This window comes from Streptomyces sp. NPDC090032 (genome assembly GCF_044748025.1).
Lineage (GTDB): Bacteria > Actinomycetota > Actinomycetes > Streptomycetales > Streptomycetaceae > Streptomyces.
This window is the reverse complement of sequence record NZ_JBIVFF010000024.1, coordinates 25208-38706: the sequence shown is the minus strand read 5'-3', so window position 1 is coordinate 38706 and position 13499 is coordinate 25208. Positions and strand designations below refer to the sequence as shown.

The window sequence follows — 13499 nt, the reverse complement described above, 5'->3', positions numbered from 1 at the left end:
TGTCCGCCTCGTCCCCCGCACCCGCCCCGCCTCTGCCCCCGCATTTGCCTGCGCGTTCGCGTTCCGACAGCCCCTTGGAGAGCCCATGGCAGCCCCGGCCGCCCCACCGCCCGTCCACCCCGTCGACGAGGTGCCGCCCGTGCGGCAGCTGGCCGTCTTCGGGCTTCAGCACGTGCTCGCCATGTACGCGGGCGCGGTGGCCGTGCCGCTGATCGTGGGCGGCGCGATGAAGCTGTCGCCCGCCGACCTCGCATATCTCATCACCGCGGACCTGCTGGTGTGCGGCATCGCGACGCTGATCCAGTGCGTCGGGGTGTGGCGGTTCGGCGTCCGGCTGCCGATCGTCCAGGGCTGTACGTTCGCGGCGGTCTCGCCGATGGTGCTCATCGGCACGACGGGCGGCGGGCTTCCCGCGATCTACGGGGCGGTGATCGTCGCCGGGCTCGCGATGATGCTGCTCGCGCCGGTCTTCGGCAGGCTGCTGCGCTTCTTCCCGCCGCTGGTCACCGGCACGGTCATCCTGATCATCGGTGTCTCACTGCTGCCCGTGGCGGGCAACTGGGTTGCGGGCGGCGCGGGTTCGAAGGACTTCGGCGCCCCGAAAAACGTCGCCCTCGCGGCGTTCGTCCTCCTGGTGGTGCTGGCGGTGCAGCGGTTCGCGCCGCCGTTCCTGAGCCGCGTCGCCGTGCTCGTGGGCATAGTCGTGGGCACGGCCGTCGCCGTACCCACCGGTTTCACGGACTTCGGGGGTGTCGGTGACGCGCACTGGGTGGGCGTCAGTACGCCGTTCCACTTCGGCACTCCGACGTTCCACGGCGCGGCGATCGTGTCGATGCTGATCGTGGCCCTGGTGACGATGACCGAGACCACGGGCGACTTCATCGCGGTGGGCGAGATGACGGGGCGGCCCGTCCAGCCGCGCTCCCTGGCGGACGGCCTGCGCGCGGACGGCTTCTCCACGGTCCTCGGCGGCGTGTTCAACACGTTCCCGTACACCGCGTTCGCGCAGAACGTCGGTCTTGTGGGCATGACGCGGGTGCGCAGCCGCTGGGTCGTCGCCACGGCGGGCGGGATCCTGGTGCTGCTCGGCCTGCTGCCCAAGCTGGGCGCGGTCGTCGCCGCGATCCCGGCGCCGGTGCTCGGCGGCGCGGGCCTGGTCATGTTCGGCACGGTCGCGGCGAGCGGCGTGCGGACGCTGGCCCGGGTCGACTTCGCCGGCAACCACAACCTGACGGTCGTCGCCGTGTCGGTGGCTGTGGGCGTGCTTCCGGTGGGCGTCTCCGGGATCTACGCGAAGTTCCCCGACTGGTTCCAGACGATCATGGACAGCGGGATCAGCGCGGGCTGCATCACGGCGATCGCCCTCAACCTGCTGTTCAACCACCTTCCGGGAAGCGGGAGTTCAGCCCCCGAGGCCACCGGCTCCGTCGGAGCCCCCCTCACCTAGCCGCTCGTCCTGCCGGGCGGCCGCCGCGAGGACGCTGTCGAGAAGGCCGGGGAAGAGTGCGTCCAGGTCGGCGTGGCGCAGCGCGCTCATCTTGGCGGTGCCCCGGTAGATCTGCCGGATCACGCCGCTCTCGCGCAGCACGCGGAAGTGGTGCGTGGTGGTCGACTTCGTGACCGGCAGGACGAAGTGCGAACAGGCGAGTTCGGCGTCCTCACCCTCCTCGGCCGCCAGCTCCCGCACCACCCGCAGACGCATCGGGTCGGCGAGCGCGTGCAGCACCGACTCCAGGCGGATCTCGTCGCGCGTGGGATGAGCAAGCGCCCTGCTGCTCGGTGCGGCGGTCGTCACGGCGGCTCCACTTCGTTCGGCCCGGTGTGCGGACGGGGGTGACGGGTGCGGTGCGGTTGCGTCAGGCCCATTGTACGAGGCTCGTCGTAGTTTGACAGGCGCCGTACTACGATGACTATCGTACGAGGACCTGCCACGCCCGTCGTGAACGCATTGGAGTCTGCCGTGAGCGCGCTGTTCGAGCCCTACACCCTTCGGTCGCTGACCATCCCCAACCGGGTCTGGATGCCGCCGATGTGCCAGTACAGCGCTGCTCCCGAAGGCCCGCTGACCGGCGCCCCGCACGACTGGCACTTCGCGCACTACGCGGCCCGTGCCGCCGGCGGCACCGGGCTCATCATCGTCGAGGCCACCGCGGTCAGCCCCGAAGGCCGCATCAGCCCGTACGACCTCGGCATCTGGAACGACACGCAGGTCGAGGCGTTCCGCCGGATCACCGCCTTCCTCAAGGCGCACGGCACCGTCCCCGGCATCCAGCTCGGTCATGCCGGCCGCAAGGGGTCCACCGACCGGCCCTGGAAGGGCGGCGCCCCGGTCGGCCCCGACGCGCACGGCTGGGACTCGGTCGCGCCGAGCCCGCTCGCCTTCGACGACAAGCACCCCGTCCCGGCCGAGCTGACCGTGGAGCGGATCCGCGAGATCGTCGGCCAGTTCGCCGAGGGCGCCCGCCGCGCCCTGAACGCGGGCTTCGACGTCGCCGAGATCCACGGCGCGCACGGCTATCTGATCGGCCAGTTCCTCTCGCCGCACTCCAACGTCCGCACGGACGAGTACGGCGGCTCCTTCGACAACCGGGTGCGCTTCGCCCTCGAGGTCGTCGACGCCGTCCGCGAGGTGTGGCCGGATGACAAGCCGCTCTTCTTCCGTATCTCCGCCACCGACTGGCTCGAGGAGAACGGCTGGACGCCCGAGGAGACCGTGCGCCTCGCCACCCTCCTCAAGGAGCACGGCGTCGATCTGCTCGACGTCTCGACCGGCGGCAACGCGTCCGGCGTCCGCATCCCGGTCGGCCCCGGCTACCAGGTTCGCTTCGCCGCGCGGGTGAAGGCCGAGACGGAGCTGGCCGTGGCCGCCGTCGGCCTCATCACCGACGTGGAGCAGGCCGAGAAGATCCTCGCCAACGGCGAGGCCGACGCGGTCCTGCTCGGCCGTGAGCTGCTGCGCAGCCCGTCGTGGGCGCGCTCGGCGGCGCGCGAGCTGGGCGGGGACGTGCACGTGCCGGACCAGTACCACCGCTCGGTCTGAGCCCCGGCGGTACGGCGGTCGAGCAGCCAGCAGTCAGGCGCAGGCACCCAGGCAGTCAGGCGCTCGGAGAGTCAGCCTTTGTCCTGCTCGCCGTACCGCTTCTCGAACTTGGCGACCTGTCCCTCGGCGTCGAGCACCCGCGCCTTGCCCGTGTAGAAGGGGTGCGACTCGGAGGAGATCTCCACGTCGACGACGGGGTAGGTCTCGCCGTCGTCCCACTCGATCGTCTCCTGGCTGGCGGCCGTCGAGCGGGTCAGAAAGGCAAAGCCCGCCGACCGGTCACGGAACACAACGGGGCCGTAGGCGGGCTGTTTGTCCTGCTGCATCGTGTCTCCTTCAGCGCGCGGTTGAGCGCACCGGCTCGTCGACTGCCGGTACGGGCCTCTCCAGCCTCACCCGGAAGCCGCCGCTCCGCGACTCCGTCCGCTCCACGACTCGCAGAAAGCACAACCGCAGGAGCGCCGCCTACAGGAGCGTGGCCGTGAGGTCCGGGCCAGGTCCGTCCGCGTACGCGCCGTCGTCGAACGGGTACAGCGGCCGCTCGACCCGGTGGTGGCCCAGCCGCAGCAGGTCCTGGTCGACGCCGCCCGGGGTGAGGGCGAGCAGCCAGTCGGCAGCCATCTCGTGGAGTTCGGGCTCCAGATAGCCGATCTTGACGACAACCAGGTCGTAGGCGCGCGGGTCGACCCCGAGGCCGCCCTCGGCGGGGCCCATGAAGTCGGCGAGCGTGTGGAACGGCTTGCGGCGCTCCACGAGGACGACGGTGAGTCCGCCGACGCGCACGGCCGCCATGTCGACGCCACGGTCGTAGGCGCCGCCCTCGGCCCGGTCCTTCTGTTCAGTGGCGCGCTGCAACGCGGTGACGGTGCCGGTGAGTTCGTACGGTCCGCCATGGCCGGCATCGACCTTGCCGCCGACACCGAGGGTGACCTCGGCGCCCACTCCCGCCTCGAAGCAGCGGGCGACGGCGACCGGATCGGTGATGCCGGGGTGCACGGCCGTGACCTCGCCCGTGCGGACGGCGTCGTTGGCGAGGAGCTTGCCCAGCATGTACGCCAGGTCGCCGGCGCCGCCCGCGGTCGGGTTGTCGCCGGAGTCGCTGATGAGGAACGGGCGCTTGCCGGAGGCCACCGCCTTCTCGATGCACTCCTCGGCGCTGCCGGTCGGACCGACGAAGGCGAAGTCCCTGCGCGCGTCCCAGTAGCGCCGGGCGAGCTTCTCGGCTTCCGCGGCGGCGAGTTGGGCGTCGTCGCCGGTGACGACGATGGCGGCCTTGCAGCGCGGCTCGTCCGCCCAGGCGTAGCCGACCCACATCGCCGCGTCGAGGATGCCTTCCTTGCCCTCGATGTCGGCGAGTGAGGCGTACAGGGACTTGGCGGGTTCGAGGCGTGTGCTGGTCTTCTCGCCGGGCAGCAGGACGGGGACCTGGACCCAGGCGCGGTGCGGGCGCGTGCCGTCGCGCAGGCAGCGCACGAGGTTGCGGGCGGCGCGCTCGCGGGTGTCCCAGGCGTCCTCGTGCGGGGCGAGCCGGTGGGCCGTGAGCAGGTCGCAGGGGGCGGCGAAACGGCGCGAGACATTGCCGTGCAGGTCCATCGCGGCGGACAGCAGCGGGCGGGTGCCGTGCGCGTCGAGGGCAGCGCGGACCGCGTCCGTCAGGTCGCCCTCGGCGTCGGTGAGCCCGATGACGCTCATGGCGCCGTGGATGTCGTAGACCATGCCGTCGAGGGGGCCTGCCTCGCGTATGCGGGTGACGAGTTCGTCCTTGAGGATCAGGTACGACTCCGCCTCGACCGGGCCGCCTGGCAGGGAGGTCGCGTGCAGCAGCGGCACCCATTCGACCAGGCCGGCGAGGTCGGAGTCGGGCCGGGTCCAGGTGTAGCGGTCGAGGAGTTCCTGGCCGCGCGTCTGCCGGAAGTCGTCCGTCGTGGAGCGGTGCGGACAGAACGTGGAGGACTCGATGCCGATGCCGCCGATGCCGATGCGCAGGCGGCGTGCGGGGGCGGTGCTGGTCATGCTGAGGCGCTCTCTTCCTGGGGGACGGGTGCGGTGGGGAGGTTGTGGCGCAGGGCGGTGAGGCCCGCGCCGAGCAGTCCCGCGTCGCGGCCCGTGACCGTCGTGGTGATGTCCAGGTCCGCGGTCGCGAGCGGCAGGCAGCGCTCGTACAGGACTCCGCGGACGGCTGCGACCAGGGGCTCGGCGGCGGCGAGTGCGCCGCCGAGCGCCACGGCCTGCGGGTTGAAGAAGTTCACGACGACGGACAGGACCGTGCCGATGTGCCGGCCCGCGGTGCGGACCAGGGTCGTGGCCTGCGGGTCGCCGTCCGCGACAAGCTGGAGGAGCTCGGTGGTGGAGGCCACCTCGACGCCCTGCCCGGCGAGTTCGCGAATCAGCGCGGCGCCGCTGGCGACCGTTTCCAGGCAGCCGATGTTGCCGCAGCTGCACGGGCGGTCCTGCGCGGCCTCCACGCGTACGTGGCTGATGTCGCCGGCGCAGCCGTTGGCCCCGTCGTGCGGGCGGCCGGCGGAGATGATGCCGCTGCCGATGCCGCGGCCCGCCTTCACCACCACCATGTGGTCGAGGTCGGGGCGGGCCGCGCGGTGTTCGCCGACGGCCATCATCGTGGCGTCGTTCTCCACGGTGACGGGCAGGCCGAGGCGCTCGGCGAGGACGTCGCGCAGCGGGTAGCGGTGCCAGCCGGGCATGCGGGACGGGCTCAGGACACGGCCCTCGCCCGGCTTGACCGGACCGGGGAAGCCGACGCCGAGCGCGCGCACGGTCCGGCCCGCCTCACGCTGGCGCGCGGCGAGTTCGGCGACCTGGCCGCAGAGCCAGTCGACGGCCGACTCGGGTCCGACCGTGATGTCGTGCGGCAGGTCGACGGCGTCGAGGACGGTCCCGTCGAGGCCGACGACGCCGAGCCGTGCGTGATGGCTGCCGAGGTCGGCCGCGAGCGCGACGCCGCCCTGGGCCCGCACGCGCAGCAGGCGGGGGCGCCGCCCGCCTCGGGAGGCGCCCTCGCCCGACTCGGTGAGCACGCCGGCCGCCACGAGTTCCTGCACACGCAGCGAGACGGTGGAGGGGGCGAGACCCAGCTCGCGTACGAGATCGGCCCGGGAGGTGGCGGCGCCCGAGGAGACCAGGTGCAGGATGTGCTGCGCCGACCCCGGTTCGCCCTGCGATGTGTCGGCCATACCGCCCTCTTCGTTGCTCGGCAGCTTCTTGGCTGCTTGCTTCAGCGCGCTGATGTTCCGCGAGTTCGTTCGACGAGTTCCTTCGATGACAACTCGAACCCTAGATGGAATCGAACCAAGATGGCCATACCTTCGGGCCGAAGAGCTATTTGCCGAATGAAGCTATTGACTTGTTTTCGCCGACCGGCCTAGCGTTCGGGCGCCGCCCCGTCGCACTCCGGTACGGGGCCGTCCCCCGTCCCCTTGGAGGCCCTCCGGCATGCGCTCATTCAGGTCAACGGCCGCCGTCCTCGTCCTCGCGGCGGCGCTCACCGGCTGCACGCACGAGGGCGGCAGCATCGCCATGGGGCCGACCGGCGGCACCCCCGTGGAGGGCGGCACGGCCACGATGGCCCTGCCTCCCGCGGCCACCCCGAACTGGATCTTCCCGATCGGCGCGCCCGGCTACGGGGCCTCGTACAACTACGGCATCCAGACACTGCTGTTCATGCCGGTCTACGACGCCGTGCAGCTCAAGGGCGAACTGACCACGCACGGTCCGAGCACGCTCGGCCTCGAACCGAAGTACAGCGACGGCAACAAGACGGTGACCGTACCGCTGCGCGAGGGCGTGAAGTGGTCCGACGGGAAGCCGGTCACCTCCCGCGACCTCGAGTTCTGGTTCAACCTCGTCAAGGCGAACAAGGCCGACTGGGGCAGCTATTCGGTCGGCACGATGCCGGACAACGTGAAGCGGTTCGAGGTCGTCGACGACCACACGGTGCGGCTGCACCTCGACCGGGCGTACAACCCGGACTGGTTCACGGCCAACCAGCTCACGCTGATGCGCGCCCTGCCCCAGCACGCGTGGGACGCCACGAAGGACGGCGGCACGGTCGGCGATCACGACCGCACCACCAAAGGCGCCAAGGCCGTCTTCGCCCGGCTCACGCGGCACGCCAAGAGCCTCGGCTCGTACGGCAGCGATCCCCTCTGGAGGACGGTCAACGGGCCCTGGAAGCTTGCCGGTTGGCGGGACAGCGGTCAGGTGACCGTCGTCCCGAACGAGAAGTTCACCGGCCCCGACTCGGAGCGGCCGCACCTGGACAAGGTCGTCTTCAAGCCGTTCACCACCGCCGACTCCGAGTACAACGTGCTGCGCTCCGGCGGCGTCGACTACGGCTACATCCCGCCGTCCGTCATGGCGCAGAAGGCGAAGTTCGAGGACAAGGGGTACCGCGTCGATCCGTGGGAGGGCTGGGCCGCGACGTACATCGTCTACAACTTCAACTCCACCCACGCCGGGCCCCTGATGAGCCAGCTGTACATCCGGCAGGCGATGCAGCACCTCGTCGACCAGAAGGCGATGAGCGACGTCATCTGGCAGGGCAGTGCCACGCCCACGCTGGGTCCGGTGCCGGTGACGCCGAAGAGCCAGTACCTGTCCCCCGCCATGGCGCAGAACCAGTACCCCTTCTCCGTACGCACCGCGCGCGAGCTGCTCTCCGCGCACGGCTGGAAGACGCGCGACGGCATCGCGCGCTGCGCACGCCCCGGCACCGGCGACGACGAGTGCGGCGCCGGCGTCAAGGAGAACGCTCCCCTGGAGATGACCCTGCTCTCGCAGTCGGGTTCCACCGAGACGACGAACATGATGCAGGAGCTGAAGTCGTCGCTCAGCCGGGCGGGCATCGGCCTGACCGTGCGCCAGCAGCCCCTGAACTCCGTACTCGGCAACTCCGTGCCGTGCACCGCCAAGGACCCCGGCTGCGACTGGGACATGTCCTTCTTCGGTACGGCCGGCAGCTGGTACTACCCGCTCAACCCGAGCGGCGAGCAGCTCTTCTCCACGGGGGCCTCCGCCAACTTCGGCAACTACAGCGACAGGAAGGCCGACCGGATCATCCGGGCCGTGCAGTTCTCGCCGGACATGAAGGCGGTCCACCAGTACGGCGAGTACCTCGCGGCGCAGCTGCCGGTGATGTGGATGCCGAACCCCGCGTACCAGGTGTCGGTGATCCGTAACGACCTGCGGGGCATCGAGCAGAACCCGACGGTCACGTTCGCGCCGCAGCACTGGTACTTCGTCAAGAACGACAAGCAGCACACGAACGACAAGCAACACGCGAACGGCACGAACAACAAGCACGCCAAGAAGGGAGCCGCGAAGTGACCGGCTTTCTGGTCAAGCGCTTCCTACAGGCCCTGGTCGTCCTGTTCCTCGTCTCGGTCATCGTCTTCACGCTGCTGCATCTGCTGCCGGGCGGCCCCGCCCGCGCCATCCTCGGCCCGAAGGGCACCCCCCAGCAGATCGAGCACTTCAACCACCAGCAGGGCTACGACCGTTCACTGCCGACGCAGTACGTGATGTATCTGAAGCGCCTGCTCACCGGCGACCTCGGCGACTCGTACAAGCTCAACTCGCCGGTCTTCGAACTGCTCAAGCAGCGCCTGCCGAAGACGCTGCTCCTGACGGTCCTGTCCACGGTCCTCGCCGTCGTCATCGCCGTCCCGCTGGGCCTGCTCCAGGCCGTCCGGCGCGGCAAGGCCTCGGACTACGCACTCACGGGACTCGCCTTCCTGCTGTACGCGACGCCCGTCTTCTTCCTCGGCCTCATCATGATCATCCTGTTCGCGCAGGTCATGCCGATCTTCCCGGCCGAGGCACCGCAGGGCGAGACGATCGGTCAACTCCTCGGCGATTTCGCGGGGTTGATCCTGCCGGTGGTGACCATGGCCTTCGGGATCGTGGCGATGTTCAGCCGCTACATGCGTTCCGCCGTGCTCGACAACCTCACCGAGGAATACGTCCGCACGGCCATGGCGAAGGGCCAGTCCAGCCGGCGGATCATGGTCAGGCACGTGCTGCGCAACGCCCTGATCCCCCTCGCGACCCTCCTCGGGCTCTACCTCCCGACCCTGTTCAGCGGCGCCCTCGTCGTCGAGTCGATGTTCAACTACCCGGGAATGGGGCTGCTGTTCTGGAACGCGGCCCAGGGCTCCGACTTCCCGGTGCTCCTCGGCGTGACCCTCGTGGTCGGTATCGCCACGGTCCTCGGCTCGCTGCTCACCGACGTCCTGTACGCCGTCCTCGACCCCCGGATCCGGAGCGTGGCATGAGTACGTCCGCCGTCCTTCCCGTCCAGCCGGGCCAGGAGGAAGCCGCGCAGGCCACTCCCTCCCTCGCCCGCCGCACCCTGCGCGTCTTCACCGGCAACAAGCTGGCCCTGACGGGCGTCGTGGTCCTGGTCCTGCTGCTCGCCTTCTGCTACCTGGGCCCTCTCGTCCATCCGACCGAACAGATCCACACGGATCTCGCGCGGGCGAACCTCTCCCCCGGTACTGCCGGACACCTCCTCGGCACCACCGACCTGGGCTACGACCTGCTCGGCCGGCTCATGGTCGCCGGGCGGACCTCGCTCGAAATCGGCCTGGCGGCCGGCCTGTTGGCGACGCTGTTCGGCACCGTGTACGGGGCTGTCGCCGGGTACTTCGGCGGCTGGGTCGACGCCGCGATGATGCGAGTCACCGACGCGGCGCTCGCCATCCCCGCGATGTTCCTGCTCGTCGTGGTCGCCGCGATCATCACGCCCAGCAAGGGCGTCCTCATCCTGATCATCGCCGGGGTCGCCTGGCTCTCCCCCGCCCGCCTGGTGCGCGGTGAGGCGCTGTCGCTGCGCAACCGGGAGTACGTCCAGGCCATGCGGATGATGGGCGGCGGCGGCATGCGGGCCGTGTTCAAGCACATCGTGCCGAACGCGATCGGCACGGTCATCGTGAACTGCACGTTCCAGATCGCCGACGCCATCCTCTACGTCAGCTATCTCGCGTTCCTCGGACTCAGCATCCCGCCGCCGTCGGCCGACTGGGGCTCGATGCTGTCCGCCGGTATCACCTATACGCAGAACGGCTACTGGTGGCTGATCTTCCCGCCGGGCATCGCGATCGTCCTGGTCGTCGCCGCGTTCAACTTCATCGGCGACGGACTGCGTGACGCGTTCGAAGTACGGCTGCGGAAGTAAGGGACCGAGGCATTGAGGAAAGCAGACATGACCGAGCCCCTGCTCAGGATCGACGACCTGCGCGTCGACATCGCCACCCGCGACCGCACCGTCCACGCCCTCGACGGGATCTCCCTCGACCTGGCCGCCGGTGAGGCGCTCGGCGTCGTCGGCGAGTCCGGCTGCGGCAAGACGATGACCGCGCTCAGCGTCCTCGGACTCCTGCCGCCCGGCGGGCGGATCACCGGCGGGCGTGTCCTGTTCGACGGAGTGGACCTGGCCGCCGCGCCCGCCCCCGTCCTCCAGGACGTACGCGGCAACACCATCGGCATGGTCTTCCAGGACCCGCTGACCTCGCTCAACCCGACCATGACGATCGGCCGGCAGGTCGCCGAGCCCCTCCTCCTGCACCGCGGCGTCTCCCGCAAGGAGGCCTGGGCACGGGCCGAGGAGACCCTGCGGCTCGTCGGCATGCCGCAGCCGGCCGAGCGCATGAAGGCGTACCCGCACCAGCTGTCGGGCGGCATGCGCCAGCGCGTCGCCATCGCGATGGCCCTGGTCTGCGAACCGAAGCTGCTCATCGCCGACGAGCCGACGACCGCGCTCGACGTGACGACCCAGCACCAGATCCTGGAGCTGATCGACGACCTGCGCGAGCGGCTCGGCATGGCGATGATCCTGGTCACGCACGACCTCGGAGTCATCGCGAACCGCGTGGACCGCGTCGCCGTCATGTACGCGGGCAAGGTCGCCGAGCAGGCCGACGTCCGCGGCCTGTTCGCCCGCCCGCGCCACCGCTACACGGAGGCCCTGTTCGCGGCGCTTCCGGAGCGGGCGGGCGACAGTGGCACCGAACTGCACACGATCCCCGGGCTCCCACCGAACCTGACGGTGCGCCCGGAGGGCTGCCGGTTCGCGCCGCGCTGCCTGTTCGCCACGGACGAGTGCCGCACCCAGGAGCCGCCGCTCGCCGACGACGGACTACGGGGAGCGGAGCACCGGTTCGCCTGCTTCCACCCGGTGCCGGACGGGTCCGGGGGAGGCGGAGCGGCCGACGTCATCGCGCCGGCCACGATCCCCGCACAGTCGGCCCCGGGCGCGCCGCTCCTCGAACTCGACGCTCTCGTCAAGGAGTTCCCCCTCAAGGGCGGCCCGTTCTCGCGCAGTCGCGGCACGGTCAGCGCGGTGGGCGGGGTGTCGCTGACCATCCGCAAGGGCGAGACGTTCGGCATGGTCGGCGAGTCCGGTTGCGGCAAGACGACGCTCGGCCGGATCGTCGCGGGCCTGGAGGACCCGACGGCCGGATCCGTGCGCTTCGGCGGCGAGGACCTGGCGGGCCTCACGCGAGCCGGGCGCCGGGCGCACCGCCGCCGGATCCAGCTCATGTTCCAGGACTCGACCGCGGCCATGGACCCGCGGATGCGGGTCGGCGAGATCCTGCGGGAACCCCTGGTCATCCAGGGCGTCGGCAGCCGCGCCGAGCAGGAGGCGCAGATCGGCACCCTCCTCGACGCGGTGGGGCTGCCGCGCGGCGCCGTGCACCGCTATCCGCACGAGTTCTCCGGCGGCCAGCGCCAACGCCTCGGCCTGGCAAGGGCGTTGACGCTGTCGCCCGATCTGGTGGTCGCGGACGAGCCGGTGTCGGCGCTGGACGTGTCCGTGCAGGCGCAGATCCTCAACCTGATGCGGGAGCTCCAGCGCGAGCGCGGTCTGACGTATCTGTTCATCTCGCACGACCTCGCGGTGGTGCGCTACCTCGCCGACACCGTGGGCGTGATGTACCTCGGCAAGCTCGTCGAGACCGGTCCCGCGGAGGAGGTGTACGCGCGTCCGCTGCATCCGTACACGCGGGGTCTGCTCGACACGGTGAACGTGCCCGATCCGTCGGCCGCGGCCGGTTCCGGATCTCCGCTGACGGGCGAGACGCCGTCCGCGGCGAAGCCGCCGTCGGGCTGCCGGTTCCGCACCCGCTGCCCGCTCGCGCGGGACGTGTGCGCCGAGGTCGAGCCGCCGGTCGCGGCGCCGCGCGGCGCCGGCCACCAGGTGGCCTGTCACTTTCCGCTTCCGGTGCCCGACGAGGTGGCCGCCCAGCCGGTGTGACCTGCGACGATGCCGCCTCCGAGGGTGACTGTCAGTGGTCGGGTGCAGACTGGCCCGTACCTGAGACAAAGGCGTCCTCGGAGGTGTCCGGCATGACTGAAGTGCTGCTGACGGTAGGCACACGCAAAGGGCTTTTCATCGGCCGCAGGCGGGGCGGCGGCCCATGGGAGTTCGACGAAGGGCCGTACTTCAATTCGCAGGCCGTGTACTCGGTGGCGATCGACACGCGGGGCGAGGTCCCGCGGCTCCTCGCGGGCGGTGACAGTGCGCACTTCGGCCCGTCCGTCTTCCACTCCGACGACCTGGGCCGTACGTGGACCGAGCCGTCGCGCCCCGCCGTCAAGTTCCCCAAAGACACGGGGGCCTCGCTGGAGCGCGTGTGGCAGTTGCACCCGGCAGCCGCGGAGCCGGACGTGGTGTACGCGGGCACCGAGCCCGCTGCGCTCTACCGCTCGGAGGACCGGGGCGAGACGTTCGACCTGGTGCGTCCGTTGTGGGAGCACCCGACGCGGTCGAAGTGGGTGCCCGGCGGCGGCGGTGAGGGGCTGCACACGGTGGTCACCGATCCGCGTGACGCGAGCGCGGTGACGGTCGCGGTGTCCACGGCCGGGGTGTTCCGCACACGGGACGGCGGACAGAGCTGGGACCCCGCCAACTCCGGAGTCTCGGCGGTCTTCCTGCCGGATCCGAACCCCGAGTTCGGCCAGTGCGTCCACAAGGTCACGCAGGACGCGGCCGACCCGGACCGCCTCTACCTCCAGAACCACTGGGGCGTGTACCGCAGCGACGACGGCGGGACGCTGTGGAGCGACATCGGGGCGGGCCTCCCCTCGACGTTCGGCTTCGCCGCCGCCGCGCATCCGCACCGCGGGGACACGGCGTACGTCTTCCCGATCAGCGCCGACTCGGACCGTGTGCCCGCGGAGCGACACTGCCGCGTGTTCCGTACGCAGGACGCGGGCAGGAGCTGGGAGCCGCTGACGGCGGGGCTCCCGCAGGGCGATCACTACGGGACGGTGCTGCGCGACGCGATGTGCACGGACGACTGCGACCCGGCGGGCGTGTACTTCGGCAATCGCAACGGCGAGGTGTACGCGTCGGCCGACGACGGGGACAGCTGGCGGCAGTTGGCCTCCCATCTGCCGGACGTGCTGTGCGTGCGAGCGGCCGTGGTCGGTTGATCGGCCC

Annotated in this window: 11 protein-coding genes; 7 read left to right on the top strand and 4 right to left on the bottom strand. The window is 70.8% G+C overall.

The window, feature by feature from the left end; genetic code table 11:
- The first annotated feature begins 85 nt into the window (after positions 1-85).
- The gene (locus ACIPWY_RS38430; protein ID WP_362910101.1) at positions 86-1447 is read left to right on the top strand and encodes a nucleobase:cation symporter-2 family protein; all 1362 of its coding nucleotides are present in this window, start codon (positions 86-88) and stop codon (positions 1445-1447) included.
- Here the strand turns inward: ACIPWY_RS38430 and ACIPWY_RS38425 are convergent.
- Entirely contained in the window at positions 1403-1795 is a 393-nt protein-coding gene (locus ACIPWY_RS38425; protein ID WP_362910103.1) for a helix-turn-helix domain-containing protein, read from the bottom strand. The two genes, ACIPWY_RS38430 and ACIPWY_RS38425, sit on opposite strands and share 45 nt — an antisense overlap.
- A gap of 165 nt (positions 1796-1960) precedes the next feature.
- Between ACIPWY_RS38425 and ACIPWY_RS38420 the strand changes: the two genes are divergently transcribed.
- Positions 1961-3040: an NADH:flavin oxidoreductase/NADH oxidase gene (locus tag ACIPWY_RS38420; RefSeq protein ID WP_393705709.1), complete on the top strand. Its 1080-nt coding sequence runs from the start codon at positions 1961-1963 to the stop codon at positions 3038-3040.
- Between the two features lie 71 nt (positions 3041-3111).
- Here ACIPWY_RS38420 and ACIPWY_RS38415 read toward each other — a convergent pair whose 3' ends face one another.
- The 3 genes from ACIPWY_RS38415 to ACIPWY_RS38405 form a co-directional block, all read right to left on the bottom strand.
- Positions 3112-3366 carry a type B 50S ribosomal protein L31 gene (locus ACIPWY_RS38415; protein ID WP_362910107.1) on the bottom strand — a complete coding sequence of 85 codons (255 nt, stop codon included), beginning with the start codon at positions 3364-3366 and terminating at the stop codon, positions 3112-3114.
- 139 nt (positions 3367-3505) lie between these two features.
- Positions 3506-5053 (bottom strand): M81 family metallopeptidase, encoded by a 1548-nt coding sequence (locus tag ACIPWY_RS38410; protein WP_401536885.1) that lies wholly within the window; start codon positions 5051-5053, stop codon positions 3506-3508.
- On the bottom strand, positions 5050-6231 hold the full coding sequence (locus ACIPWY_RS38405; RefSeq protein ID WP_362910111.1) for an ROK family transcriptional regulator: 1182 nt from the start codon (positions 6229-6231) through the stop codon (positions 5050-5052). The genes ACIPWY_RS38410 and ACIPWY_RS38405 overlap by 4 nt, the downstream gene beginning before the upstream one ends.
- Positions 6232-6490: 259 nt before the next feature.
- Between ACIPWY_RS38405 and ACIPWY_RS38400 the strand changes: the two genes are divergently transcribed.
- The 5 genes from ACIPWY_RS38400 (at position 6491) to ACIPWY_RS38380 (ending at position 13492) form a co-directional block, all read left to right on the top strand.
- On the top strand, positions 6491-8383 hold the full coding sequence (locus ACIPWY_RS38400) for a peptide ABC transporter substrate-binding protein (RefSeq protein ID WP_393705711.1): 1893 nt from the start codon (positions 6491-6493) through the stop codon (positions 8381-8383).
- Positions 8380-9330 carry an ABC transporter permease gene (locus ACIPWY_RS38395; protein WP_362910115.1) on the top strand — a complete coding sequence of 317 codons (951 nt, stop codon included), beginning with the start codon at positions 8380-8382 and terminating at the stop codon, positions 9328-9330. Before ACIPWY_RS38400 ends, ACIPWY_RS38395 begins: the two co-directional genes overlap by 4 nt.
- Positions 9327-10232, top strand: a complete 906-nt coding sequence (locus ACIPWY_RS38390; protein WP_362910117.1) for an ABC transporter permease — start codon at positions 9327-9329, stop codon at positions 10230-10232. Before ACIPWY_RS38395 ends, ACIPWY_RS38390 begins: the two co-directional genes overlap by 4 nt.
- A gap of 27 nt (positions 10233-10259) precedes the next feature.
- Complete coding sequence (locus tag ACIPWY_RS38385; RefSeq protein ID WP_393705712.1) at positions 10260-12311, top strand: dipeptide ABC transporter ATP-binding protein; 2052 nt, start codon at positions 10260-10262, stop codon at positions 12309-12311.
- Between the two features lie 92 nt (positions 12312-12403).
- Positions 12404-13492, top strand: coding sequence for an exo-alpha-sialidase (locus tag ACIPWY_RS38380; RefSeq protein ID WP_362910121.1), 1089 nt, complete (start codon positions 12404-12406; stop codon positions 13490-13492).
- Positions 13493-13499 lie beyond the last annotated feature (7 nt).